Genomic DNA, 24,595 nt, shown 5'->3' on the forward strand with positions numbered 1-24,595 from the left:
TGACAGCTCAGCCGGCGCGGATGCGGTCGACCAGCGAGGTGGTGGAGTAGCCGCCGAGGAACGGGATGGCGAGCGAGCGGCCGCCCCAGCTTTCGACCACGCGCGTTTCCTCCAGCGTGGCCATGTCGTAGTCGCCGCCCTTGACGTAGATGTCGGGCCGCAGGTCACCGAGCAGTTGCACCGGCGTGTCCTCGTCGAACCAGGTGACCAGGTCCACGCTGGCCAGCGCCGCCAGCATCGCGGCGCGGTCCTGCTCGTTGTTCAGCGGCCGCTCGGGGCCCTTGCCCAGGCGGCGTGCCGACGCGTCGGTGTTGATGGCGACCACCAGGCTGCCACCCAGCGAGCGCGCCTGCGCGAGGTAGGTGGCGTGCCCGCGATGGAGCACGTCGAAGACGCCGTTGGTGAAGACGACCGGGCCGGGAAGCTGTCGCAGCGCCTGGCCCGCCTGCCCGCGCGCGACGATCTTGCGCAGGAACGCCGGCGGGGGCAGGGCCGCGTGGTCGCTCACGCCGGGTTCGGCTGGGCGCCGGCTTGCGCGAGCGAGGCGGTGACTTCCTTGCGGTAGCGATTGAGCTCCTGCACGCTCTGGAAGCTGCGGTCCATCAGCAGGCTCATGTTGTGCAGGATGCGCTCGACGACCTTGTTCTCCCAGACCGAGTCGAAGGCGATCTGCTTGTCCAGCCAGTGTTCCAGCCATTCCGGGTTGGGCAGGCGGCTCTGGATGGTGTCGCGCGGGAACAGCGACTTGTTCACGTGCAGGTTGGTCGGGTGCAGCGCCTGCGCCGTGCGGCGCGCGCTGGCCATCAGCACGCCGATCTTGGCGAACGACGCCTTGGCCTCGTCGCCGAACTTGGCGATCGCGCGCTTCATGTAGCGCAGGTAGGCGCCGCCGTGGCGCGCCTCGTCCTGGCTCAGCGTCTGGTAGATGTGCTTGATGACCGGCTCGGTGTGCCACTCGGACGCGCGGCGGTACCAGTGGTTCAGCCGGATCTCGCCGCAGAAATGCAGCATCAGGGTTTCGAGCGCGGGTGCGGGCTCGAATTCGAAGCGGACCTCGTGCAGTTCCTGCTCGGTGGGCACCAGGTCGGGGCGGAACCGCTTGAGGTATTCCATCAGCACCAGCGAGTGCTTCTGCTCCTCGAAGAACCAGATCGACATGAACGCGGAGAAGTCGCTGTCGTCACGGTTGTCGCGCAGGAACATCTCGGTGGCGGGCAGGGCCGACCACTCCGTGATGGCGTTCATCTTGATGGTGTGGGCCTGTTCATCGGACAGCTTGGACGCGTCGAACTGGTCCCACGGGATGTCCTTGTCCATGTCCCATCGCACGGACTCCAGTTGCTTGAACAGTTCGGGGTAAAGCATGGTCGGTAGGCGCAAAGTGCGTGAATTTTAAGCGCCCTGCCCGTTTCCTTGGGGCGACAAGGTCGGAAGGGCATCGCCCACGGCCGCGGCAGGGCGGTGCGGGCGCCTGCAGAATGCCTGCAACTTCCCGACCCAGCGAGGACGCCATGCTCCGCACGATCGTGTTCCTGCTCGCCTGCAGCGCGGCCCTGGCCGCGCCCGCCCATGCGCAGGTCGCGCCGCCGGCGACCTCGGCCGCTTCCTGCCCCCAGCTGCTGGACAAGACATTCCCGCGCCTGCAGGACGAGAAGCCGCAATCGCTGTGCCAGTACGCGGGCAAGGTGCTGCTCGTGGTCAACACGGCCAGCTACTGCGGCTTCACGCCCCAGTACCAGGGCCTGGAAGCCTTGCACGCGAAGTACAAGGAGCGCGGCCTGGTGGTGCTGGGCTTCCCGTCCAACGACTTCCTGCAGGAAAAGGGCAGCAACAAGGACATCGCCGAGTTCTGCGAGAACACCTTCGGGGTCAAGTTCCCGATGTTCGCGGCCAGCAGCGTGCGCGGCAGCAAGGCCAACGCGCTGTTCAAGGACCTGTCGGCCGCCACCGGCGAGTCGCCGAAGTGGAACTTCAACAAGTACCTGGTCGGCCGCAACGGCCAGCCCGTTGCCTACTACGGCAGCACCACGACGCCGGACGACAAGGCGTTCGTGGCGCGCATCGAGCAGTTGCTGGCCGCTCCCTGACGGTCGGGCGACACAAAACTTTACGGATCGGCCCGCGATTCGCGGGAACCCGGCGGCGGCGGATCGCCTCCATAAGGGCACGGGGCCACGGCTCCGCCAGAACAAGGTTCCTGCTGCGAAGCCTTCCGGCGACTGCCGGATGCAATCCCGGGGCGGCTCTTCTCCTCCTCCCTCCCTCCCTCCTTCCGTCCGGGGCGCTTCGCGGCAATTTTCTTTCCGCGCGGGAGGCGCGCTGCCGCGGCAGGCAGCGCAGGGCGAAGGCTGGCTCAGTCCGGCTTGGTGTCCTGGAACGCCTGCCGCTGCACCAGCTTCTCGTACAGCTTGGCCAGGTTCGGGTAGGGCGTGCGCCAGTCGATGTCCGTGAAGCGGAAATCGAGGTAGCCCAGCGTGCAGCCGACCGCGATGTCGGCCAGGCTCATGTGGATGCCGGCGCAGAACGGCTTGTCGCCCAGCCCCTGGCTCATCGCTTTCACGCTCGCATGGGCCTTGCCCAGCTGGCGGTCGATCCAGGCCTGGCTGCGTTGCGTCTTGCTGCGGCCGGCCCAGTTGGCTTCCAGCCGCGCCAGGATCAGCGCGTCGCACACGCCGTCGGCCAGCGCTTCCCAGGTCTTGACTTCGGCGCGCTCGCGGCCCACCGCGGGAATCAGCTTGCCCACCGGCGACAGCGTGTCTAGGTATTCGACGATCACGCGCGAGTCGAACAGCGCCTCGCCGCCTTCCATCACCAGGCACGGCACCTTGCCCAGCGGATTGGATTCAGCGATGGTGGTGTCGGCGGCCCAGACGTCCTCCTGCACGAACTGATAGTCCAGCTTCTTCTCCGCCATCACGATGCGCACCTTGCGCACGTAAGGGCTGGTCACCGCTCCGATCAGTTTCATGGGACTCTTGCTGTTGTGGGTCACTGAACGATTCTACGGGGGAGCTGCGCGGCGGCTGTGGCAGCGCGGCGACAACCCGGAGGCGCCGCCTACAATGCGTGGCTCCCCATGCAGCTCTCGACGATCTCCGCCCTGTCGCCGCTGGACGGCCGCTACGCCGCCCGCCTCGCGCCCCTGCGCCCGCTCATGAGCGAGCACGGCTACATGCACCGGCGCGTGCAGGTGGAGGTGTGCTGGTTCATCGCGCTGTCCGACGCCGGCTTCCCGCAGTTCAAGCCGCTGTCGCCCGGCGCGCGCACCTACCTGCTGGGACTGGTGAAGAACTTCTCCGAAGCCGACGCGCTGGCGATCAAGGAGATCGAGAAGACCACCAACCACGACGTCAAGGCCGTGGAGTACTGGATCAAGTCCAAGTTCGAGGCCCGCCCCGAACTGCGCGCCGCCGCCGAATTCGTGCACTTCGCCTGCACCAGCGAGGACATCAACAACACCAGCCACGCGCTGCAGCTGAAGTACGCGCGCGAGCACGTGCTGCTGCCGGCGCTGGACGCCGTCATCGCCCGCATGCGCGAGATGGCGCGCGCCCACGCCGACGTGCCGATGCTCAGTCGCACGCACGGCCAGACCGCCAGCCCCACGACCGTGGGCAAGGAGATCGCCAACGTCGTCGTGCGCCTGGACGCGGCGCGTGCGCGCATCGCCGGCGTGCAGCTGGTGGGCAAGATGAACGGCGCGGTGGGCAACTACAACGCGCACCTGGCGGCCTTCCCCGGCTTCGACTGGGAGGCATTCAGCCGCAAGGTCGTCGAGACGCCCGAGCCGCTGGGCCTGGGGCTCACGTTCCAGCCGTACAGCACCCAGATCGAGCCGCACGACTACATGGCCGAACTGTTCGACGCCGTCGCGCGCACGAACACCATCCTGGTCGACTGGGCGCGCGATGTCTGGGGCTACATCAGCCTGGGCTACTTCAAGCAGCGCACGCGCGAAGGCGAGATCGGCTCGTCGACCATGCCGCACAAGGTCAACCCGATCGACTTCGAGAACGCGGAAGGCAACCTCGGCCTGGCCAACGCCATCCTGCGCCACATGTCCGAGAAGCTGCCGGTGTCGCGATGGCAGCGCGATCTCACCGATTCCACCGTGCTGCGCAACATGGGCGTGGCGCTGGGCTACGCGACGCTGGCGTACCACTCCATGGGCATCGGCCTGGGCAAGCTGGAACTCAATGCGGACGCCATCGCGGCCGATCTCGACGCGTCCTGGGAAGTGCTTGCCGAGCCGATCCAGACCGTGATGCGCCGCTACGGCGTGCAGGGCGCCTACGAGAAGCTCAAGGAAGTCACGCGCGGCAAGACCGTGCGCGCCGAGGACCTGCACGCGCTGATCCGCTCGCTGGAGATCCCGGCCGAGGAGCGCGATCGGCTGCTGGCGATGACGCCCGCCAACTACGTGGGCATGGCCGCCGGCCTCGCGCGTCGCGTTTGATGCCCCCACGTTCCGCACTTCGTGTCGTCTCTGCCCCCCAAGGGAGCTGGTCCGCCTAGGGGCGGCCCGTCGGCGGACCGCATGGCCCTCAAGTCCACCGTCTTCAAGGTGCAGCTCGCGGTCGCCGACATCGACCACGGCTACTACGCCGACCACGCGCTCACGCTGGCGCGGCACCCGAGCGAAACCGACGAGCGCATGATGGTGCGGCTGGTGGCGCTCGCGCTCAATGCGCACGCGCTGCAGACCGACTGCAACGGCGACGGCACGCTCGCCTTCGGCGCCGGCCTGTCCGACCCCGACGATCCGGACGTCTCGCTGCGTGACTTCACCGGCCGCACGCGGCTGTGGATCGAAGTCGGCCAGCCGGAGGACAAGCCGCTGGCGCGCGCCTGCTCGAAGGCCGATCGCGTGATCGTCTACGCGTTCCACCACGCCGCCGAAGTCTGGTGGCGCGGCATCGAGACCAAGCTCACGCGGCTGGACAAGCTGTCGGCGTGGCGCATCCCGACCGAAGCGTCGCAGCAACTCGCCACGCTGGCCGAGCGCTCGATGCAACTGCAGGCCACGATCCAGGAAGGCTCGCTGCTGCTGTCCGGCGCCGCGGGCACCGTGGAAATCGAACCAGTCCGCTGGCGTTAGGGCCGAGCGGTCCTAGAGCGGCATCGGCCGCCCGCACTGCCAGCAACTCTCGAAGCCGCCCTCCACCGTCTCGCCACACGCGCACAGCCAGCGGCGCTGCGGCACGCGCTGCAATGCCTCCAGGATTTCGCGCGCAGCACGTTCCTGCCGTTGATCCGCCAGCCAGATCTCGGGCAGGCACTGGTCGGGCGGCAACTCGCCGGCGCCACCGGCGAGGAACTCGCGTTGCAGCCAGGCCTGGATGCCCGCTTCGCGCAAGACATCCAGCCAGATCGCCGCGAGCGCGAGGTCCGGGGCGCGCGCGAGCCGGAGCATCAGGCGGCCGGCGTGGTGTCGGGCTTCTCGCCGGAGCGCTCGGCGTAGCGGTTGAAGCGCCACGCGCTGGCGTCCAGGGTGATGCGGCGCCACGTCTGGCGCTTTTCCGCCGGCGTCATCTCCGGCCACAGTTGCACTTCCTCGAACGTGCGGCCGCAACCCTTGCAGGTGTCGTCGCCCTGGCTGGTCGAGCAGATCGCGATGCACGGCGTGTCGGGCGTCGTGGCGTACCAGGCCTTCCAGGCGTCGAGCGCCTTGCGCGGCAAGGTCGCCTCGTCGGCTTCGTCCTCGCGGTAATACACCATCAGCGCGTACACCTCCGCGAGCGCGCGCAGCTCCGGGGCGAGCGTGATGCCGTCGGGCGACGGCTTGCGCTCGCGCCACCAGTTGATGGCGGCTTCGATGTCGGTGATGTGGATGCCGGCCATGGCCCCGATGCTATCCTCGCGCGCCATGAAGCTGGTCGTCAAATGGCTGCTCAGTGCGTCGGCACTGCTGTTCGTGGCGTACGTCTACAGCGGCGTCGAAGTGCGCTCGTTTCCTTCCGCGCTGCTCGCGGCGGCCGTGATCGGGCTGCTGAACATGGTGGTACGGCCGGTGCTGGTGGTGCTGACGCTGCCCGTCACGATGCTGACGCTGGGCCTGTTCCTGTTCGTCATCAACGCCCTGATGTTCTGGGCGGCGGCCGAAGTGCTGCAGGGATTCGACGTGCGCGGCTTCGGCGCGGCGCTGCTCGGGTCGCTGCTGTACTCGCTGGCCAGCGTGGTGATCGACTCAGCGCTCGAGCGCCTGCTCCCGAAGAAGTGACTGCACCTCGCGCGTGCGCGAGTCGATGATCGACGACTCGATGTAGTCGGCGCCCGGGCCGCCACGGCGCGCCAGGTCCTGCGCCGCGCGGAAGCGGTCCAGCGCGGCGGAGAAATCCATCTGCGCGGCACGCGCTTCGGCATCCGCACGCACGGCGCGCACCTGGAGGCCCTGCACGCCATAGGCGGCCGACAGCATCTGCCACGCCGTGGCGTCGCGCTTGTTCAGCGCCACCCACGACTGCAAGCGCTGCGCCACGTCGGAGGCGCCGCCGGTGGCCGTGCGCACCTGCGCCCACAACAGCAACTCGGCGCGTGAATTCGTGCCCGCGACGTCGCCCAGCGCCGCCTGCGCCCGCGCGGGCTGGCCGGCCAGCAGTGCGACCTCGGTGGCGAGCAGCCGGGCGAAACGAGTGCCGGCGGGATCGGCCTGCACCTGCGGCATGGCGCGCAGCTGCTGCACCAGCGCATCGGCCCGCTCGAAGTCGCGCAGCCTGGCAGCCGCGAGCGCGCCGGCATACAGGATGGCAGCGCGCCGCGTGGGCGGTGTCGAGGGCTGCAGCGTGCCCGCCTCGGTGAGCAGCACGCGCACCTCGTCCACGCCCGGGGCGGACACGGCGCGCGACCGCGCGACGACCAACGCGTGCTCCAGCGTGGCACGCGCCGTCGCGGGGCCGGCCGCGAACTGCGCCCGCGACTGCATGTCGGCGATGCGCTCCGTGTTCAACGGGTGCGTGCGCAGGTACGGGAAGGACGCGTTGTCGGTGTGGCGCGAGGCCTGCTGCAGCTTCTCGAACATGGACGCGAACGAGCGCGGATCGAAGCCGGCCTGCACGGCCACGCCGTAGCCGATGCGATCGGCCTCGCGCTCCATGTCGCGCGAGAAGTTCAGGCCGCTCTGGGCCGACATCGCCTGGGTGCTGGTGATCACCGCGTTGCCCGCCTCGGGGTTGCGCGACATCGCGAGCATGCCCAGCAGCATGCCCACGAGCACCAGCGGCGCCTGCCGGCTCTCCTGCGCCATGATGCGCGAGATGTGCCGCTGGGTGACGTGGCTCAGTTCGTGCGCGAGCACCGACGCGATCTCGTCGCGCGACGTGGTGACGTTGATGAGGCCCAGCTGCAGGCCCAGCCAGCCGCCCGGCACCGCGAACGCATTGATCATGCGGTCCTTGCCCAGCAGCACCTGCCACGCGTAGCGCTGGTCCATCTCGGCGCTGAGCTCGCCGCGCGCGCGCGCCGCATCCAGCAGCGGCTGCCAGAGGCCCTGCACGTACTCCGCGATCACCGGGTCGTCGACGTAGTCCAGGTCGCGGTACATCTCGCGCGCGACGCGGTCGCCCAGCCGGCGCTCCTGCGACGTGGTCATGTCGCCGCTGTCGCCCAGCGTCGGCAGTTGCGCGGACGCGGGCCCCACCGCCACGAGGGCGGCGAGGACGGCGGCGATGGGGCGGCGCAGGCGGGGGAGGTGGGACTTCAAAAGCTATCCAGCGGCAGGTAACCGACGATGTCGGCCGTCGTGCCGTCCAGCAGGGCGGTCCAGGCGTATTCCTTGCGGGCCAGCAGCGGCAGGTAGCGCAGCTGCTGGACCTGCCTGCCCGTCGCACGCACCGCCGCGTCGATCTCGGCCCGGCGTTGCGGGAAACGGGCGGCAAGGGACTCGATGGGACGCGCGGCCTGCAGCACAGCCTGCGTTTGTGTGGCGTAGGGCACCCAGAGTTCCGGCCGTGCCGACAGCGAGATCCCACCCAGCGCCTGCAGCGTCATTTCCTGGTTTTCACCGGCATTGCGGAACGGCCGCAGCGCGATCAGCGTCGGGCCGCCCCAGGGCGCGACGTCGATGTCCGCCGGCGCCTTGTCCACCAGTTCGGCCGGAATGTCGAGCTGGTGCACGACGCGGAAGCGGTCGTACTCGAACACCAGGTGCACGGGCCGCGCCATGTGCACCGTCCACAGGCCGTAGCCCAGCGCGGCCAGCTGCAGGAGGCCGACGACCAGCAGGTCGCGCCGCAGTTCGCGCGCGGGCTTGGCGCGGTTGAACACGGCGAACGTGATCAGCGGGCCGATGACCACGTCGACGGAGACCAGCAGCAGGAACAGGTCGCGGCCACCGGACAGTTCGCGGTAGGGAAACGGGTACCAGACCAGGAAGACGAGCAGCGCCGACAGCGCCGCGACGAGGCAGCTCAGCACGAGGTGGATCCCGGCTGCGCGCAGCCGGGATCGCCAGTCGAAGCCGGCCGTATCATGGGTGGAGGCAATGGAACTCATCTGCATGACAGGATTGACTCATTTCGACCGCGAAGGCCAGGCCCACATGGTGGACGTGGCCGGCAAGCCCGCGACCCACCGCGTGGCGGTGGCGCGAGGCCGGATCGAGATGCTACCGGCGACGCTGGACCTGATCCAGAGCGGCACCGCGCGCAAGGGCGACGTGCTGGGCATCGCCCGCATCGCCGGCATCCAGGGCGCCAAGAAGACCAGCGACCTCGTCCCACTGTGCCACCCCCTGGCCCTGACGCGCGTCGCCGTGGAATTCAGCACGGGCGCGCAGCCGCCGCATGTCGAGTGCACCGCGACCGTGGAGACCGTCGGCCCGACCGGCGTCGAGATGGAGGCACTGGCCGCGGTGCAGGTCGCGCTGCTGACCGTGTACGACATGTGCAAGGCGGTCGACCGCGGCATGCGCATCACCGACGTGCGCGTCGTGGAAAAGCACGGCGGCAAGTCGGGCAGCTTCGTTCAGTCCTGAGCGCGCGGCGCGGCCAGGTACCGCTGCGCATCCTTCGGGAAGGCCGCCTTGTAGCGCGCCAGCAGCACCGCCGCCTCTTGATCCTTGCCCAGCAGCAGCGCACTGTCGATGGCGCGCTCGACCACGCGCGGCTCCGGCGAGTAGTGCAGCATCGCCTGCGACTGGGCCCACACCGCCGTCGCATTCGCGCGTGACGGCGCCGTGAGCGTCAACTCCGCGAACGTCGCCTGGGACGCGAACAGCCGGGCCCGCCGTGCGGTCGCCAGCGGGTCCTCGCGCGCCGCGGCCCACCGCTGCTTCACGGGCAAGTAGGCCTGGCTGGCCAGGACATAGTCCCAGGCCGCGGCCGCCACCAGGCACAAGCCGGCGACGCCCACGACCACCCTCGCCAGCGGCGGCCAGGACCAGCGCGACACCGTGCCGGCCCCCAGCCACGCAAGGGCGGCGCCGAACACGATCTGGAACGGGCCGTACCAGAGCGGGTACTCGAGCAGGCTGTGCACGAGGACCATGCCTGCGAGCATCCACGCCAGTTGCCGCAGCGGGTCCGCCTCCGCCCAGGGCCGCCGGCGCAGGCCCCAAACCGCCGCGCCGGCGCAGGCCAGGACCGCGAACGGCACGCCCAGCTCGACGGCCAGGTGAAGCGCGAAGTTGTGCGCGTTGTCGAGGATGTCGCAGAACCGGGCCCCCGGGTAGGGCGTCACGAAGTGCGCGTAATCCAGCTCGCCCCAGCCCCAGCCCGCCCAGGGCCGCTGCGCGACCAGGTGCAGCACGTCCTCCCACAGCACGCGCCGGCTGCTGCAACTGTCGATGCTGCCGACGCGCCCCCACAGCGTGCGGCTGGGCAGCACGCCGGTGGCGGCCTGTGCGATCCAGGGCAGCAGCACGAGGGCCGCTGCGTAGCCCAGGGCGGCCACGCCCAGCATGCGCCAGCGGTGGCCGCGCTCGGCCGACGGCCACGCGAGCAGCGCGGCGGCCAGCAACGCCATTTGCAGCAGCGCCGTGCGCGACGTGGTCGCGGCACTGGCCACGGCGAGCAGCGCCATGAGCACGAACTGCGCGCGCCGGCCGACGCCGATGCGGCCGAACAGCAACACCGCGACCCCCAGCCAGCAGAGCGTGGAGAACTGGTTCGGCTGCCGCAGGTTGGCGTACGCATCGCCGATGCTGGCCGCGCTCACCATCGGCACCAGCGCGTGCGCGGCACCGAAGTACTGCAGCAACGCGATCACGGCGCTGCCGGCGGCCGCCATGAGCAGCCCGGCACAGAAGCCTTGCGTGAGCTCCCCGTCTCCTGCCGGTGCGCCCCCAACCGCGACCAGCAGCAAGCCGGCCGCCAGATAGGCGTTCTCCTGCGCCGAAGCGGGGTGCAGCAGCGTGGCGACGGCGGCGACGGCGAGCGCGAGCACCACGAGGCCCAGGCGCTCGCGGGTCGCCGGCACGGCGAGCAGCCACACGACGAGCGCGCAGGCCGCGCTCACCAGCCACGGGACCACCGTCGACGAAGGACCGAAGGTGGCGGGGCTCAGCCAGGGAATCGCGGTGAGGACGGCGGCGGCGGCCGCGCGGACGCCGGGCTGGCGAGGCGCAGCACTCACCGCAGCTCGCCGATCAGGCGGTCCTCGACCTGCAGGCCGCCCTGCCACGCCTGCCAGGCCCGGTCCAGGATGTCCAGGTAGCCGTCGCGGAAGCGCTCGGCGCTGAAGCGCTCGGCCCACTGCCGGCAGGCGTGCGGATCGATGTGGGCGCGATCGAAGTCCTCGACCGCCGCGCGCAGGGCCGCCGCACTCTGTTCGAAGAAGAGCAGCCCGGTCGGCTGCTCCGCACTGCGCACGTCGCGCACGGTCTCGGCCGAGCCGCCGATGCCGTAGGCGATCACCGGCGTGCCACAGGCCTGCGCCTCCACGGGGGAGATGCCGAAGTCCTCCTGCGCGGCGAACAGGAATGCGCGCGCGCTGCCCACCTGCTGCTGCACGACCTCGTGCGGCTGCCATCCCATCAGCGTGACGTTCGGCGGGCACATCGCGCGCAGGTGGCCCATTTCGGGACCATCGCCGATGACGACCAGCTTGCGCTGCGGCATCTCGCGGAACGCCTGCAGCAGCAACTCGATGCGCTTGTACGAGACCAGCCGCGACACCGTGACGTAGTGGTCGCCCTTGTGGTCCTCCAGGGCGAACCGCCCGGTCGCCACCGGCGGGTGCAGCACCAGCGCACGCCGACGGTAGGTGCGCCAGATGCGGCGCGCGACGTGCTCCGAGTTGGCCAGGAACAGGTCGACGTTGTTCGCGGTCTGCCGGTCCCACTGGCGCAGCCGGTGGAAGATGTGGCGCGCGAGCAGCCCCTTGGCGCCGCGGCCCAGGCCGTAGTCGGCCAGGTACTCATGGTGCAGGTCCCAGGCGTAGCGCATGGGCGAGTGCACGTAGCTCACGTGCAGCTGCTGCGCCGTCGTGAGCACGCCCTTGGCGAACGCGTGCGAGCTGGAGACGATGAGGTCCGCGTCACGCAGGTCGTGCGTCTCCACCGCGAGCGGCGTCAGCGGCAGGTAGTGCCAGAACCGCGAACGCACGAAGGGCGCCCGCTGCAGGAAGGTGGTGCGGATCGGCAGGCCGGGCAGCTTGTCCCGGTCAGTGTCGGACAGGAAGTCGATGGTCGCGTGCAGCGCCTGCGCGGGACGTGCCTGGTGCATGTGCGCCACGACGTCCTCGGAGCCGCCCCAGTCGGTCAGCCACTCGTGCACGTACGACAGCCGCGGGGCCGCCGCGCTGCCGGCGGGATCGCCGGGACGAAGCGGGAAGTCGACGCTGGCCATCGGGGGCGAATGCTACCCGAGGCGACGTGCGTCGCACGGCTATAGTCCGGCCACGATGGCGAGGCGTCGATGAAGGTGCTGCTCTGGAAGATCGGCGCGCTGGGCGACGTGCTGATGACGACGCCGCTGGTGCGCCAGCTGCGGGCGCGCCTGCCCCAGGCCCGCATCGACTACCTCACCGGCCGCGGCTTCGCCTCCATGCTGGCCGACAACCCGCACCTGGACCAGGTGCTCACGTTCGACGAGCACGTGCTCTATGGCCCGCAGGTGCAGCGCGTGCCGGAGGTGCTGCGCCTGCTGCGCGGCTACGACGCCGTGTACGTGCTGGACAAGCACTGGATCTTCACCTGGCTGGCGGCGCTCGCCCGCATCCCGGTTCGTATCGGCTTCCGGCGCCGCGCGGCAGAGGGCTGGCCGCTGACGCATGCCGTGCCGTATGGCGCCGTGCGCCACGAGATCGACTGCTACCTGGACCTGCTCGATGCCGCTGGCCTGGGCGCGGATCGCACGGACGTGGCGCTGGACGCGCCGGCGCTGGAGGGGATGGCGCCCGCGGTCGCCGACGCCGAAGCGGCCACCGTTCTCGTCAACGCGGGCGGGCGCAATGCGCACGAGGACAGCACCGTGCGGCGCATGCCCGAGACGCTGTTCGCCGAGCTCGTGCAAGCCTGCGCCGAGCGCGGGCCGGTCCTCTTCCTCGGCTCCGCGGCGGAACGGCCGCTGTATGCCGCGTACGAATCGGACCGCTGCGTGAACCTGTGCGGCCGCACGTCGCTGGGCAGCGCGGCCGCCACATTGCGCCAGGCCGCGCGCGTCGTCACGACCGATACCGGCCTGATGCACCTGGCCGCGGCGGTGAACCCGCGTGTGACGGCGGTGTTCGGGCCCACCCACCCGCTGCGCAAGTGCCCGCCCGGCGCGAATTGGGTCTGGACCGACGAGGCGCAGTACGACCCGCGCTACGAGTTGTTCGGCACCGTGCCGCGCGGGCGGTATTTCACCGGCCTGTGCGCGCAAGACCTGCTCGGCGCCGCGCAACCGTCCCCCCTCGGCCGTTCGCGTTGAGGCCTAGCTGGCGCCGCGCTCCTGCGTGTCGCGCCCCGACCACGACGAAGGCGAGGCCATCAAGGCCGCGACGAGGCGCGCACGCGCCCATTCGCCATGCAGCAACCGGTCGGCCACCACGACTGCGAGGCTGCACCACACGACCGGCAGCAGTTGCGGCCACAGCTTGCGCGTGATCCGCAGCCTGCTCGTCACCCCATAGCGCTCGGACAGCAGCGACTTGTTGCGCACGCCGCCCCGCGAACCGGTGCTCGCGCCTTCCTTGTGGCGCAGCCGGCTGCCCAGGGCCACGAGCGAGCGATAGCCCTGGCGGCGCCCGCGCTCGGCCCAGTCCATCTCCTCGCAGTACAGGAAGTAGCCCGGATCCATCGGCCCGACCCGTTCGAGGAAGCCCGCGTCGACATACATCGACGCCCCCACCGGGTAGTCGACCGGAATGCGCACAGTCGATCCCGGCTCGACGCGCGTGTCGTGCCAGCCCACGCCCAGCCAGCGGCGATAGACGCCTGCCACCGCCTGCACTTCCTGCGGCCGGTCCCAATCGAGCAGGACCGACCCGCAGATGCCGGCGTCGGCCACGCTGGCATGCGCCGCCAGCAATGCGGCCAGCGCACCGGGCTCGGCCTCGACGTCGTTGTTCAAGAGCCAGAAGCCGCGGGGCTGCCATCGGCCGCGTGCCCAGTCGATGCCCGCATTCAGGCCGCCTGCGTAGCCCAGGTTCGCGCCCAGCACCACGACGTGCACGGACAGCACGCCGTTGTCCTGCTGCGGCCATTCGAAGCCGCCGCCGTCGGCCGCGCCGCCGCGCGCAGCGAGCCAGCCGGTGAGTTCCGCCACCGAGTCGTCGGTCGAGCCGTTGTCGCAGACGACGATGCGCAGCGGCACGTCGCGCTGCGCGAACAGGCTGGCCAGGCAGACGAGCGTGTCGCGCCAGCCGTTCCAGTTGACGACGACGGCGCAGACGGGAGCGTTGTGGTCAACCATGCACGGCCTCCAGGAGGCACGCCTCCACGCGGCGCACGCAAGCGCCCAGTTCGAAGCGCTCCAGCGCGCGCTCCCTGCCGGCACGGCCGAAGGACGCCAGCAACCCGGGTTCGGTGAGCAGCCTCAGGAGGGCAGCGCTGAGCGCACGCGGATCGTCGGCCGCGACGAGCAGCCCGGTCACGCCATCCTCCACGATCTCCTCGGGTCCGCCGCAGCGCGTGGCGAGCACGGGCAGGCCGAGCATCATGGCCTCGACCAGGGTCCGGCCGAACGGTTCCTCGCGGGCACTGGACACGAGCAGGTCGGCGTCGGACAGCGCAGCCTCGATGGGGTCGACCCATCCGAGCAAACGCACCGCGTCGCCAAGCGAAGCCAACCGCGGCGCGATCTCCCGTGCCATGTAGCGCGGCTCCACGATGCCTGCGACCTCGATCCGCACGCCGGCGCGAGCCGCGGCCGGCAGCAGGGCGACCGCATCGAGCAGGACGTCCAAGCCCTTGCGATGGTCCATGAACCCCGCCGAGACGATCTTCACCGGATCCGCGCGCCGGACGCCTCGTGGTCGTTCGACGGCGGCGGGCAAGCCGTTGTGCACCACCATGTCCTTCGCCCCGCGCGCGCCGCCGTACCGCGCGAGCAGGGCGTGGGAGTTGTAGATCACCTTCGCCGACAAGGCACGCACGATGGCCACGATCCCGCGGTTCGGAAGCGGGCTGCGCAATTGCGGATGGCCAGCCGCCTTCTCGCGCAGATGCCAGACGTGCGGCACGCCCGCCGCCTTTGCGGCAAGCGCGAATTCGAGCACCGTCACCGTGTTCGTGTAGACCAGGTCGAAGCGCTGCGTGCGCACGAGGCGCCTGGCCCGCAAGACGCGCCGCGGCAGCCCGCCCACCAGGGTCAGCCAATGGCGGGCCGAGGCGTTGCTTCGATCCGGAACCCAGTGGCAAATCGGAACGACGTGGACGCGGATCCCGAGGCGCGCGAACGCATCGGAAAGCGGGCCGGCGTAGGGCACGCAGACTTCCACGTCGTGCCCCAGGGCGATCAGGCCATTCACCACGTCGAACAACGACCGCTGCGCCCCGTACAGCGACGTGTCATGCGACACGGCCAGGATGCGGGCGCGCGCAGCGGTCATGCTGCTTCGCGCTCGTGGGCTTGCGCCAGGCGCGCGAGCATGGCGCGCGTCGTTGCCAGGATCGACGGCCGGCCGAAACGGCTGCCGATCCTGCTGCGCACGGCGGCCAAATCGGCCCCTGCCACGGGGGTCCCGCCACCACGGCGCAGGAAATCGGCCAGGCCCTCCATGTCGTGCACGTCGACGCCGAGGCGGCGCAGGCTGGCGACGAGGGAGTTCTCGGCGCGAAGGAACACATGCGCGCCGCTGCAAAGCGCGAACACGATGTTGCCGGCCGCCTGCTGGCGCCGGTGGTTCATGACGACCACCGAGCACGCGCCCAGGACCTCCGCGTAGGCGTGCGGCTCCATGTACTCGCGCAGCGGCAGGAACCGGTCCCCGAGCAGGCGGTGGCCGGCCGACTCGATCGCGTCCCCATAGCGGGCATCGCCGTAGCTCAGGGGACAGACGACCCTTCGGCCGGCCGGGAGGATGTCGGCAAGCAGCTCCAGCGCCTCGAGGTGGTTGTTGGTGGGCGTGGCGCTGTTGCCCAGCAGGACATCGCCGCCCGTCGGCCCGTCCGGGCATCGGTCCGGATCGAAGGACTCGGCCCAGTAGCAGTTCCAGTCGAGCAAGGGAACGTCGAAGGCCGGGTGCCCTTGCCTGATTCCGTCGAAATCCTCGTGCGTCACGGCGAACCCGCGAAAGCGGTTCAGCAAGCCGATCTCGCCGGGGCGGCCGGCGCCGATGCTGCGCAAGGTACGGCGGCGGCGGTACCGCTGGATCGCCTGCCGCGGCTGCGTGGCCGCGCGCGCCAGGCCGACGAGGTGCCCGCCGACAACGGCACGCCGGCGCGCGGGCCGGTCGGGGTCGTCGCGCAGTTCGCCGACCAGCGCGCCCGTCCTGGGCAGCAGCAACTCGCGTTCGGCACGCAGGAGGTGGTAGTAGTCGGAGCCCCACGCCATCCACAGGAAACAGGTGGAGTCCGGTGCGGCATGCACGACGAGGCGGGCAGCGTCGTCGAGCGCGTGCACCAGGACGGCCGAGTAATCCGGCAACTGCCGCAGCACAGGCGCGTGCAGCAGCATCTCCAGCTCGCAGCAGGCCGGCGTGAACGAGCGAAGGTGCCGGAAGGCACTCCCGGGGCTGCCGATGACCAGGAAATCGTGGGCGCCGGGGGCGGCCTCTTCGAAGACCGCCCGCGCAGCGTCGATGTACTTGTCGTCGTGGACGAGGTGGAGGAACCTTCCCGTCGCAGGCCGCAGGCTGGCGAGGCTCACGCGGCTTCGCCCCTGGCGTCGACGAGGCGGCCGTCCCGGAGGTCCAGCACGACGTCTGCCGCCTCCAGCGGCGCGGGCCGGTGCGACACCAGCACCACCGCGGTGGTCGAAGCCACCTCCCTCAGCGTTGCGAGCAACTCCCGTTCCGTCTCCGGGTCGAGCGCGGCCGTCGGCTCGTCCAGCAGGAGGAAATGGCAGTCCATGTACAGCGCACGCGCGAGTGCGAGCCGTTGCACCTGCCCCCCTGACAACGACTGGCCGAAGCCGAGCCGGTGGTCGAGCCCATGCGGGAGCGCGCGCACCACGTGGTCGAGATGCGCAGCGGCCAGCGCGCGCCACACCGCCCCGTCGTCCACCGTCTCCGGCGGGCGGCCGAACGCCACGTTGGCACGCACGGTGTCGGGAAACACGGCAGGCTGCTGGCCTGCATACGCGACGCGGCCCACCAGCTCCTGCTTGTGCGCGATGCGCTGCCCATCCAGCTCGATCCAGCCCGAGCCGGGCGTGCGCAGGCCCGCGACGATGTCGAGCAAGGTGCTCTTGCCGGCGCCCGAGCGGCCCTTGATGCCCACGATCGTCCCGCGCCGCAATTCGAGGTCGAGGCCCTGCAGCACCGGCTTGCCCGGCTCGTAGGCATACGAGACACCCGCCAGCTTCAACACGGCCGGTCCCGGATGCGATCGATGCACTGCCGCGGCGGCGTGCGCGCCGTGAACTGCGGGGGTCGACAAGGCCCGCAGGATCTTCTCGATGGTGGGACCGGCGAAACGCATCGCCTGCACGCAACCCACGAGCCGGTTGATGCCCAGCAGGAGCCTGAACCCGGCGACGCCGAACACCCCCATGCTGACGACCAGCGCCGGGGCGACGGTACCGCCGCTCTGCCGGTACACGACGAGCAGCAGCACGCCGATGAGCGCCAGTTCGAGGACGAAACGGGGCGACGCCTGCAGCATCTGGAAGCCGCGGTAGGTCGCCGCCAGCCGCGTCAGCAACGCCTGCAGGTGGACGACGGCGCGCGGGGTGGCCGCGTACACGTACATCTCGCGCAGGTGGCCGAAGATGCCGGACAGCAGTTTCAGCCTCTGGTCCTCGAAGCCGTGCCGGTCGACGCCCAGGCGCAGGACGACGCGGCGGCTCACGGCTACGAGGATGCCCGCCACCGCGCACAGCGTCGCCAGCATCCCGCTGACGAACAGGGGTTGCGTGAGCACGAGGAACAGCACGAGCGCGACCATCACGGTGGCTTCGGCGAGCAGCGTGAGGCCCGGGAGCAGGACGTTGAAGGCGAAGTACGACATGCCCCCGACCAGCAGGTTGATCTTGGTGCTCTCGTCGACCCGGCTCGCGTCCTCGTAGTCTTGCCCCATGAGCGACGCGAGCGTCTTCACGCTCAGGTGCACCTGCACGCCGAAGGCGAGGCGCGCTTCCAGCCAGGCCAGGAAGACCATGAGCAGGTTCTTGGCGAGGTAGATGGCACCGCAGGCGACCGTGATCGTCCTCAGCCCGGCCCCGCCCAGCGTGCCCAGGCCAGGCAGCGGCGCGGTCGCTGGCGCACCCTGCGTCAGGTGCAGCAACAAGGCGCCGAAGAGTGCCAGTGCGATGACTTCCAGCACCGACGCGACGACGTTGCCGATGGTGAGCACCACCGCCCCTGCGCGGTGCAGCGGCGCCAGGTGTGCCCACAAGCGGAGGTGGTTGTCGATCATGTCTAGCCGGCCCGCAAGCAGCCTTGCAGCGTGGCCACATGCGCCGCATTCCAGCGTGCCGCCATCTCGCGTGCCGCGTTGCCTGCCGCGCGGCGCTGCACCGGGTCGCGCGCGAACCGCAGCACGGCAGCGGCGAATCCGTCGCCGTCCCCGTCGTCGACGACGCTGAGCCCCGCGCGCATTGTGTCCGGAATCCCGCGTGCGCCCGTCGCGGTCGCCACGCTGGGGACGCCGGCGGCCATCGCGTCGAGCAGCTTGATGTTGATCCCGGTGCCCACGCGCATCGGGTTCAGCGCCAACGCTGCGCGCCGGAGCGCAGCCTGGGGATCGTCCAGCCAGCCCAGCTTGCGCACGTGCGGCAGGTCCGGCGCGACGCGGCAGATCGATCCGCCGAGTTCGAGCGTGAACGATGGAAGCTCACGCACGACACGCGGCAGGATGTCGGCGAGCAACCACTGCAACGCGTCCCTGTTCGCCGCGTTGTCCGAAGCCAGGAACACAGCCTTCCCGTCCTCGCCCTCCTCCACCAGCTCCCCAACCTCGAGCAGGTGGCCGACGACGGCGACGTGCGGATCCGCAGCCCGCGCGCACGCATCGGCTGCGAGCTGCTCCCGGAAGCGCTGCGCCTCTTCGTCCTGGATCGCGAGCACGACGTCCGCGCGCCGGAACCCGGCGTTCTCCGCCTGCGGCCGCAGCGACACCCAGTAGTCCGCGATCCCACGCGCGACGTAATCGCGATGCCGGTTCGCGAAGGCGTCGTGGGTGTCCAGCACGCGCCGCGCCGAGCGCGGGAACGCGTCGAACACCCAGGAGTCCAGGACGTACTCCACCAGCACGACGTCCGGCGCCAGCCGCAGCTGCCCGAGCGCGCGCAGGAAATCGGCGTCGCGGAAACGGTCGAGCGGCGAGTAGTACGCGCACTCCACGCCGATGCGGCGCAGCACGCGCTTGGCCGCCCCGGGGATCGCGCCCCGCACCCATTTGCGCAGCGCGTGGCGCTTGTCGATCCGGTGGAAATGGCCCGCGCCGAAGGCGGCCACATGGGCGGCGTCGTCGCACGCTTCGTGCGGCGAGCCGAGGACCACGAAGGTGACGTCGTGGCCCAGCCGTTGCAGCGCCAGCGCCAGTTGGCGGATGCGGCTTCGATTGCCCGCCGTCGTGGGAAACGCCGGGAAGCTGGAGACCATCACGATCTTCACGCCGTGGCCTCTTCCTCGCGGGCGGTGGCATCCATGCCCAGCTGCAGGGCGCGCACCATGGCGTCAAGCGAAAAGCGGCCTTCCATGTACGTGCGCTGGCCACTGGACGTGCGATGCCACGCGGCATCGTCGGTGAGCAGGCGAACGATGGCCTGCGCCATCGCCTCTGGATCCAGCGTCACCGCGCAGACATCCTCCAGGCGCTCCAGCCCCTGCGCGCCGATGGGCGTCGTGACCAGCGGCAGCCCGTGGTGCAAGGCTTCGATCACCTTGCCCTTCATCCCAGCCCCCATGCGCAGCGGCACGACCGCGACGCGTGCCGACCGGTACAGCGCCAGCAGTTGGTCGTCGCTCACGAAGCCCGTGACTTCGACGCCTTCGCCGGCCAGGGCCCGCACCTCATCGGCCGGACGCGAGCCGGCGAGGAGCAGCCGCACCGGCAGGTTGGTCGCTGCTCGCACGCGGGGCAGCACTTCCTTCACGAACCAGAGCGCGGCGTCGACGTTGGGCGGGCGGTCGAAGCCGGCGACGAACAGCAGGCCCTCGCGCTGCTGCGGACCTGGAATGGCGGGCACGTCGTCGAAGAAGTAGAGCGGCAGCGTGTAGGCGCGCACGCCCGGGACGGTCGCACGGACGACGTCGGTCTCGAGCGAAGACGGGTAATAGACGGCGTCCACCTGGCGCCAGAGGCCGACCTCCAGCTTCTGCATCGCCCGCGCTTCGTGGCGCGCCACCCGCGAGCCGGTCAGGTCGGCCTCGCCCTGCAGGCGCGCGTGGTGCAGGTCATGGCCGTAATAGAGGATGCGGGACCGGCTGGCGCGGCGGATGTCCGTGATGAACGCCGGCGCCACGCTGGGGCGGCTCAGGATCACGTGGTCCAGGCGGTCGCGGTTGGCGACCAGCCATTCCCGAAACCGCCCCTTGAACTCGGGTCCGGCCAGCACCTGGACCCCAGCCTGCTGCAGCTGGCCGGCATACACCGGGTTGGCGACCCCGTCCTCGGGCCAGAACTTGACGATGAAACCCATGCCCAGCAGGGCCTGCATGAGGCACCACATGGAGCGGGAGCCCGCGTCGCGATCGGGCTGCGGCACGTGGTCGTCGACGACGAGCACCATCCGGCGAGCGCGCGGGCGATCGGGCGTGCGCAGCGGGTCCCAATCCTCGTCGAGGTGGTCGGCCTGCAGCACCTCGCGCCACCGTTCGACGAACTTGGCCCGGTTGCGCACGTGCCAGGCCTTGAGGCCGGTGGTGGCGTCCTTGCCGTGCGAGATGCCTTCGTGGTGGATCACGACCGAGCGCGGCTGGTACAGCACGCGCAAGCCGGCGGCGCGCACGCGGAACGCCAGGTCCGTGTCCTCCCAATAGGCCGGCGCGAAGTGCTCGTCGAAGCCGCCCAGTTGCCGGAACAGCCCCGCGGGAATGAGCAGCGACGCGCCCGAGCAGTAGTCCACCTCGCGCACGTAGTTGAAGGCGCTGGCCGTCGGCGAGCCGAGGCGGCCGTAGTTGTCGCTGCCGCCATGCCGCCACACGATGCCGCCCGCCTCCTGCAGGCTGCCGTCGGGAAACACCAGCTTCGAGCCGGCCATGCCGCAACCGGGGTCCGCGGTGAACAACGCCAGCAGCTGGTCGAGCCAGCCGTCGGTCACTTCCGTGTCGTTGTTCAGTAGGTAGATGTAGCGGCCCCGGGCGTGTGCCGCCGCCGCGTTGCAGGAGCGCAGGAAGCCGAGGTTGGCCGGATGCAGGAGGAAGCGCAGGCCCTGGATGGCGCGCAGGCGCAGGATCTCGGTGTCGCCCGAGGCATCCTCGGCAACGATGACTTCGACCGAGGCCTGTGGCAGGTGCTCGTGGATCGAGCGGACGCAGGCCAGCGTGTGCCGCAGGTTGCCGTACGCGGGGATGATGATCGAGACGAGCGGGTCGTCGACTTCGTCGAACCGCAGCGTCGCGAGAAGTGTCGCGATGGTGGCGTCCTCCAGCGGACGCGCCGGCACGGCCAGCTTCGAGGCTTGCCCCTCGCGGCTCCACAGCTCGTAGTTGCGATCGCCGCGAAACGCCCAGCCGGCCATGGCATACACGCCCCGTGCGATGCGGGTCTTCCACGTAATCGGCAGCGGGGTGTAGACGTAGCCGACGTGCGCCGCACGGCGCAACCAGGCCCGCAAGGCTTCGGCGCCCATGGTCAGATCTCGCGTTCCCACGGCAGGCCGGACCGCCCCCGGATCGCCGCGCAGTCCACCCGGGCCTTGCCCGCCAGGACGTCGGCGGTGCTCCCGACCTGCACCGGGTTGAGCGCGCGGTAGTACTTGTAGAAGACCTGCCCGTCTTCATACACGTAGGCCTTCATTTCCGACTGCAGGTAGCTGCGCACGTAGCCGTGCGGGATGCGTAGCGGCTGGCCGTCGCCGCCAGCCGGGAAAAAGCGTGGGCACTGCGCTTCGAGCGCCCGGAACACCGCGTCGTCGCGTGCCTCGCGCGGCGTCGTCGTCACGGCCTTCGCCTCCAGCGTGCAGAGCCAGAAGCCGGCCCGGGCGCGCTGCTCGGGCGTCGCCTGGCCGAGCCGCATCGACGCCATCTGCGGCGCAGCCAGGAAGCGGCATGCGTCGCTTGAGATGAGCGCCAGGCGATACGGCGCCAGCTCGCCGTCGAGCGCCCGGGTCATTTCAGCCGTCGGCAGACTGGCTGCCGTAGCCATGCCATCCAGGACGGGAGCGAGCACCAATAGCGGGCCGGACTGCGCCCGCGCGAGAAAGTCCCGGGTGCGTTTTGCGTCCTGCGCTCTGGAGTCCGGTGGCGGCGCGTTGTACAGGCTCGCCCATCGCGACTGCGGGTGGAATTGGGGTGCCAGCAGCGAATACGTGAGGGGCGCCAGCGTGACGATGGTGGCGGGGCGGTCGCGCCATTCGCGGGGCACGTCGACCTGGAAGTACGGGGCCTCTTTCCAGGCCACCATTCCCCAGACGCGCCACGGCGTGCACTCGATGACGGCAAACGCCTGCACGGCGACCATGCCGGCGACAAGCGCCAGACGCGCGGCGCGCGTCATCGGGATCAGCTGGGCGAGGCCGACGCAGAGCGGGCCAACTGCGAGCAGCGCCACGACGAAGTAGCGGCCATTGCCCGTCGTCGCCAGCCAGGGGACGAAGGCAAGCGCCAGGGCGGCGGCCAGCAGCAGCACGGGCCGCGCTCCGGCGGCTCGCGTTGTTCCTGCGCCGGCCGCGCGCTTGCGCAGCGCGATCACCGCCAGCACGAGCAGCAGGCCGAGCGCGAACACGAACCGGAAGTCGGGCGCCATCGCCTCGACGTAGACATTCGCGTCAGGCGCGGCCATCGCCAGCGGTCGCAGCACGGCGTCGAGCCAGGAGTCCGGTTCGAAGCGCATGTCAGCCAGCCCAGCCCAGCGCGGCCCGCAGCGGCGCGAACCAGTGATGGTGGAACGGGAAGATCGGATTGCCGAAGTGGCGCCACAGCTGCCAGCCCCAGGGACCGTAAGCCAAGGCGAACGCTGCGACGGCGGCGGCGCCGCCCACGAGCACGGCCTGCGCACGCGCCAGCAGCTTGTGCGCAGCGAACCACCAGAGCGCCGGCAGCAGGACGGCCAGCGGCCCCTGGCTCAGTTTCAGCGCGACGGCGATCCCTGCGCACGCACCTGAGGCCAGCACGTAGCGACATGCAGTTCGCTGCGTCATGGCACCCGGCTGCGCTGCCGGCTGCAGGCCGAGAGCGAGCGCTGCCAGCAGCGGCGCGGCCGCGAGCACGTCGTTCATCGTGGAACCGAAGGCCGACAGCACCACCACCGACAGCAGGCCGAGCGCCATCGCGCAGGCGCGCATCGCGGCGTCGTGCACCGAGGCGCCCGGCACGCAGGTGCGCACCAGCATCCACAGCGGCCACAGCACCGCGACGTGCAGCGTGGCGAGCACGGCTGCGGCCGGAACGCCAGCCCAGCCGCCGACCGCCATCCGGTACAGCGGCCAATACAGGTAGGGCGCCTGAAAGGACTGGTAGCCGGCACCGACGAAGTCCTGGTCGAAGCGCGGGTGCTCCGCGGTCCAGCCCAGGTAGATGTGGTGGTTGAGCGCGTCCCAGCCCAGGCCCAGCTCACCCATCGACAGCGGAATGGCCAGCAGCGATGCCCACGCGATTGCGCAGAGCAGCATGCCTTCCCAGCGTGCCCACGCGGGCGCGACAGGGTGGTCCAGCCACGAGGTGCCGTTCACTCGGACGGACCCCGGCCGCTGGACACCCAGCTGAAGTGGACGGCGCCGGCGAACAGCGAGCCCGCGATGACCTGCGCGCCCAGGATCATCAAGGTGACCGCGGGAATGGCCACGCGCATGGTCTGCGTCGGATCGAGAGCGCCGAAGCCCATGGAGCCCCAGTCCCATGTGAGCCACGCGGACCCGAGCAGGCCGAGCCCCGCGAGCAGCAGGCCAGCGAGCAACCCGTGTTCGAGCTTGAGTGACGGCGACAGCCGCTGAAGCCAGCGCTGCTGGGGGACCACGCCCGACAGCACGCCGACCCATTTGGTGAGCAACGCCAGCGCGATCAGCTGCGCGCCGAGCACCGTGCCGGCGGCCATGTACAGCAGCGAGTGGATGCCCACGTGCAAGACGCCGGCGGCCTCGGACGCGAAGCCCCCGAGGCCCAGCACCGCGAGGAGCAGGCCCGGATAGAGAAACAACCAGCGCGGGCAGAACAGCAGGAGGAATCGCAGGTGGCGCCAGCCATCGCGCCAGGTCCGCAGGTGCGGCGGGCGGCCACGGCCATCGGGCCGCAAGGTGGTCGGCACTTCGGCGATGCGCAATCCGCCGAGGGCGGCCTTGGCCACCATTTCGCTGGCGAATTCCATGCCGGGTGACACCAGGCCGAGTTGCCGGACGGCGTCGCGGGCGAAGCCGCGCATGCCGCAATGGAAGTCGCCGATGCGGACGCGGAAGAACAGGCGGCCGACGAAGCTGAGGACCGGATTGCCGAGATAGCGGTGCAACGCGGGCATCGCGCCCGGCGCGATGCCGCCGCTGAACCGGTTGCCCATCACGAGGTCGGCCCCGCCGCGCAGCGCGTCGACGAAAGCCCGGAGGGCCGAGAAATCGTAGCTGGCGTCCGAGTCGCCCATGATCACGAAGCGGCCACGCGCCGCCTCGATGCCGGCCTGCAGTGCAGCACCATAGCCGCGGCGCGGCACCTGCACCACGCGCGCCCCGGCGGCGGCGGCCGCGGCCTGGGACCCGTCGCTGGAGCCGTTGTCCGCGACCAGGACTTCGCCGGCGATGCCGGCCGTCCGCAGGAACCGGTGCGCGGCGTCCACGCAGGCAACGACGGTGCGCGCCTCGTTCAGGCACGGCATCAGGACCGTCAATTCGAGCGCGGCAGGCGCTTGCGCCCCGGCTTCGGTCAGCGGCTGGTCGGCGACGAGGGCCATGGGAGGGACAAGCTTGGGACTCGGAGACAAAAC

Annotated in this window: 24 protein-coding genes; 6 read left to right on the forward strand and 18 right to left on the reverse strand. The window is 70.5% G+C overall.

Annotated elements, in window-relative coordinates; translation table 11 throughout:
• Positions 1 to 7: 7 nt before the first annotated feature.
• Entirely contained in the window at positions 8 to 508 is a 501-nt protein-coding gene (rfaE2, locus tag I8E28_RS01530; protein WP_338050703.1) for a D-glycero-beta-D-manno-heptose 1-phosphate adenylyltransferase, read from the reverse strand.
• Complete coding sequence (locus I8E28_RS01535) at positions 505 to 1,365, reverse strand: ferritin family protein (RefSeq protein ID WP_200786088.1); 861 nt, start codon at positions 1,363 to 1,365, stop codon at positions 505 to 507. The genes rfaE2 and I8E28_RS01535 overlap by 4 nt, the downstream gene beginning before the upstream one ends.
• A gap of 146 nt (positions 1,366 to 1,511) precedes the next feature.
• Between I8E28_RS01535 and I8E28_RS01540 the strand changes: the two genes are divergently transcribed.
• Positions 1,512 to 2,087, forward strand: a complete 576-nt coding sequence (locus I8E28_RS01540) for a glutathione peroxidase (RefSeq protein WP_200786089.1) — start codon at positions 1,512 to 1,514, stop codon at positions 2,085 to 2,087.
• A 266-nt stretch (positions 2,088 to 2,353) separates the two neighbouring features.
• Here the strand turns inward: I8E28_RS01540 and I8E28_RS01545 are convergent, their stop codons facing one another.
• Positions 2,354 to 2,968 (reverse strand): glutathione S-transferase N-terminal domain-containing protein, encoded by a 615-nt coding sequence (locus I8E28_RS01545; protein WP_200786090.1) that lies wholly within the window; start codon positions 2,966 to 2,968, stop codon positions 2,354 to 2,356.
• 108 nt (positions 2,969 to 3,076) lie between these two features.
• On the opposite strand from I8E28_RS01545, the gene purB reads away from it, so the two are divergent.
• The gene (gene purB, locus I8E28_RS01550; protein ID WP_200786091.1) at positions 3,077 to 4,456 is read left to right on the forward strand and encodes an adenylosuccinate lyase; all 1,380 of its coding nucleotides are present in this window, start codon (positions 3,077 to 3,079) and stop codon (positions 4,454 to 4,456) included.
• An 81-nt stretch (positions 4,457 to 4,537) separates the two neighbouring features.
• Positions 4,538 to 5,098: a YaeQ family protein gene (locus tag I8E28_RS01555; protein WP_200786092.1), complete on the forward strand. Its 561-nt coding sequence runs from the start codon at positions 4,538 to 4,540 to the stop codon at positions 5,096 to 5,098.
• A gap of 12 nt (positions 5,099 to 5,110) precedes the next feature.
• Here I8E28_RS01555 and I8E28_RS01560 read toward each other — a convergent pair whose 3' ends face one another.
• Together I8E28_RS01560 and I8E28_RS01565 are read right to left on the reverse strand one after the other, a co-directional pair.
• Positions 5,111 to 5,413, reverse strand: a complete 303-nt coding sequence (locus I8E28_RS01560) for a putative signal transducing protein (protein ID WP_200786093.1) — start codon at positions 5,411 to 5,413, stop codon at positions 5,111 to 5,113.
• Positions 5,413 to 5,841: a DUF3717 domain-containing protein gene (locus I8E28_RS01565; RefSeq protein ID WP_200786094.1), complete on the reverse strand. Its 429-nt coding sequence runs from the start codon at positions 5,839 to 5,841 to the stop codon at positions 5,413 to 5,415. The genes I8E28_RS01560 and I8E28_RS01565 overlap by 1 nt, the downstream gene beginning before the upstream one ends.
• Before the next feature lie 25 nt (positions 5,842 to 5,866).
• Between I8E28_RS01565 and I8E28_RS01570 the strand changes: the two genes are divergently transcribed.
• Positions 5,867 to 6,220 (forward strand): phage holin family protein, encoded by a 354-nt coding sequence (locus tag I8E28_RS01570; RefSeq protein WP_200786095.1) that lies wholly within the window; start codon positions 5,867 to 5,869, stop codon positions 6,218 to 6,220.
• Here I8E28_RS01570 and I8E28_RS01575 read toward each other — a convergent pair.
• Both I8E28_RS01575 and tfpZ read right to left on the reverse strand, forming a co-directional pair.
• Positions 6,188 to 7,699 (reverse strand): M48 family metalloprotease, encoded by a 1,512-nt coding sequence (locus I8E28_RS01575; protein ID WP_239027164.1) that lies wholly within the window; start codon positions 7,697 to 7,699, stop codon positions 6,188 to 6,190. The two genes, I8E28_RS01570 and I8E28_RS01575, sit on opposite strands and share 33 nt — an antisense overlap.
• On the reverse strand, positions 7,696 to 8,496 hold the full coding sequence (tfpZ, locus tag I8E28_RS01580; protein WP_239027165.1) for a TfpX/TfpZ family type IV pilin accessory protein: 801 nt from the start codon (positions 8,494 to 8,496) through the stop codon (positions 7,696 to 7,698). Before tfpZ ends, I8E28_RS01575 begins: the two co-directional genes overlap by 4 nt.
• On the opposite strand from tfpZ, the gene moaC reads away from it, so the two are divergent.
• The gene (gene moaC, locus I8E28_RS01585) at positions 8,495 to 8,971 is read left to right on the forward strand and encodes a cyclic pyranopterin monophosphate synthase MoaC (protein ID WP_200786096.1); all 477 of its coding nucleotides are present in this window, start codon (positions 8,495 to 8,497) and stop codon (positions 8,969 to 8,971) included. The genes tfpZ and moaC overlap by 2 nt on opposite strands.
• On the opposite strand, the gene I8E28_RS01590 is transcribed toward moaC, so the two are convergent.
• Positions 8,962 to 10,569: a Wzy polymerase domain-containing protein gene (locus I8E28_RS01590; protein WP_200786097.1), complete on the reverse strand. Its 1,608-nt coding sequence runs from the start codon at positions 10,567 to 10,569 to the stop codon at positions 8,962 to 8,964. The genes moaC and I8E28_RS01590 overlap by 10 nt on opposite strands.
• Complete coding sequence (locus I8E28_RS01595; protein WP_200786098.1) at positions 10,566 to 11,783, reverse strand: glycosyltransferase; 1,218 nt, start codon at positions 11,781 to 11,783, stop codon at positions 10,566 to 10,568. The genes I8E28_RS01590 and I8E28_RS01595 overlap by 4 nt, the downstream gene beginning before the upstream one ends.
• Positions 11,784 to 11,852: 69 nt before the next feature.
• On the opposite strand from I8E28_RS01595, the gene I8E28_RS01600 reads away from it, so the two are divergent.
• Positions 11,853 to 12,848 carry a glycosyltransferase family 9 protein gene (locus I8E28_RS01600; protein WP_200786099.1) on the forward strand — a complete coding sequence of 332 codons (996 nt, stop codon included), beginning with the start codon at positions 11,853 to 11,855 and terminating at the stop codon, positions 12,846 to 12,848.
• A gap of 3 nt (positions 12,849 to 12,851) precedes the next feature.
• Here I8E28_RS01600 and I8E28_RS01605 read toward each other — a convergent pair whose 3' ends face one another.
• From I8E28_RS01605 to I8E28_RS01645, 9 genes are read right to left on the reverse strand one after another with little or no spacing between them, the layout of a single operon-like run.
• Positions 12,852 to 13,832 carry a glycosyltransferase family 2 protein gene (locus I8E28_RS01605; protein ID WP_200786100.1) on the reverse strand — a complete coding sequence of 327 codons (981 nt, stop codon included), beginning with the start codon at positions 13,830 to 13,832 and terminating at the stop codon, positions 12,852 to 12,854.
• On the reverse strand, positions 13,825 to 14,970 hold the full coding sequence (locus I8E28_RS01610; RefSeq protein WP_200786101.1) for a glycosyltransferase family 4 protein: 1,146 nt from the start codon (positions 14,968 to 14,970) through the stop codon (positions 13,825 to 13,827). The genes I8E28_RS01605 and I8E28_RS01610 overlap by 8 nt, the downstream gene beginning before the upstream one ends.
• Positions 14,967 to 16,229, reverse strand: coding sequence for a TDP-N-acetylfucosamine:lipid II N-acetylfucosaminyltransferase family protein (locus I8E28_RS01615; protein ID WP_200786102.1), 1,263 nt, complete (start codon positions 16,227 to 16,229; stop codon positions 14,967 to 14,969). The genes I8E28_RS01610 and I8E28_RS01615 overlap by 4 nt, the downstream gene beginning before the upstream one ends.
• On the reverse strand, positions 16,226 to 17,938 hold the full coding sequence (locus I8E28_RS01620; RefSeq protein ID WP_200786103.1) for an ATP-binding cassette domain-containing protein: 1,713 nt from the start codon (positions 17,936 to 17,938) through the stop codon (positions 16,226 to 16,228). Before I8E28_RS01620 ends, I8E28_RS01615 begins: the two co-directional genes overlap by 4 nt.
• Before the next feature lie 2 nt (positions 17,939 to 17,940).
• Positions 17,941 to 19,137 (reverse strand): glycosyltransferase, encoded by a 1,197-nt coding sequence (locus I8E28_RS01625; protein ID WP_200786104.1) that lies wholly within the window; start codon positions 19,135 to 19,137, stop codon positions 17,941 to 17,943.
• A complete protein-coding gene (locus tag I8E28_RS01630; RefSeq protein ID WP_200786105.1) occupies positions 19,134 to 21,317 on the reverse strand; it encodes a glycosyltransferase in 2,184 nt (727 codons plus the stop codon). Before I8E28_RS01630 ends, I8E28_RS01625 begins: the two co-directional genes overlap by 4 nt.
• Positions 21,318 to 21,319: 2 nt before the next feature.
• On the reverse strand, positions 21,320 to 22,519 hold the full coding sequence (locus I8E28_RS01635; RefSeq protein ID WP_200786106.1) for a hypothetical protein: 1,200 nt from the start codon (positions 22,517 to 22,519) through the stop codon (positions 21,320 to 21,322).
• A 1-nt stretch (position 22,520) separates the two neighbouring features.
• Positions 22,521 to 23,297, reverse strand: coding sequence for a hypothetical protein (locus I8E28_RS01640; RefSeq protein WP_200786107.1), 777 nt, complete (start codon positions 23,295 to 23,297; stop codon positions 22,521 to 22,523).
• 56 nt (positions 23,298 to 23,353) lie between these two features.
• Positions 23,354 to 24,562: a glycosyltransferase family 2 protein gene (locus I8E28_RS01645; RefSeq protein ID WP_200786108.1), complete on the reverse strand. Its 1,209-nt coding sequence runs from the start codon at positions 24,560 to 24,562 to the stop codon at positions 23,354 to 23,356.
• Positions 24,563 to 24,595: the final 33 nt, after the last annotated feature.

It is taken from the genome of Ramlibacter algicola (assembly GCF_016641735.1).
GTDB classification, from domain to species: domain Bacteria; phylum Pseudomonadota; class Gammaproteobacteria; order Burkholderiales; family Burkholderiaceae_C; genus Ramlibacter; species Ramlibacter algicola.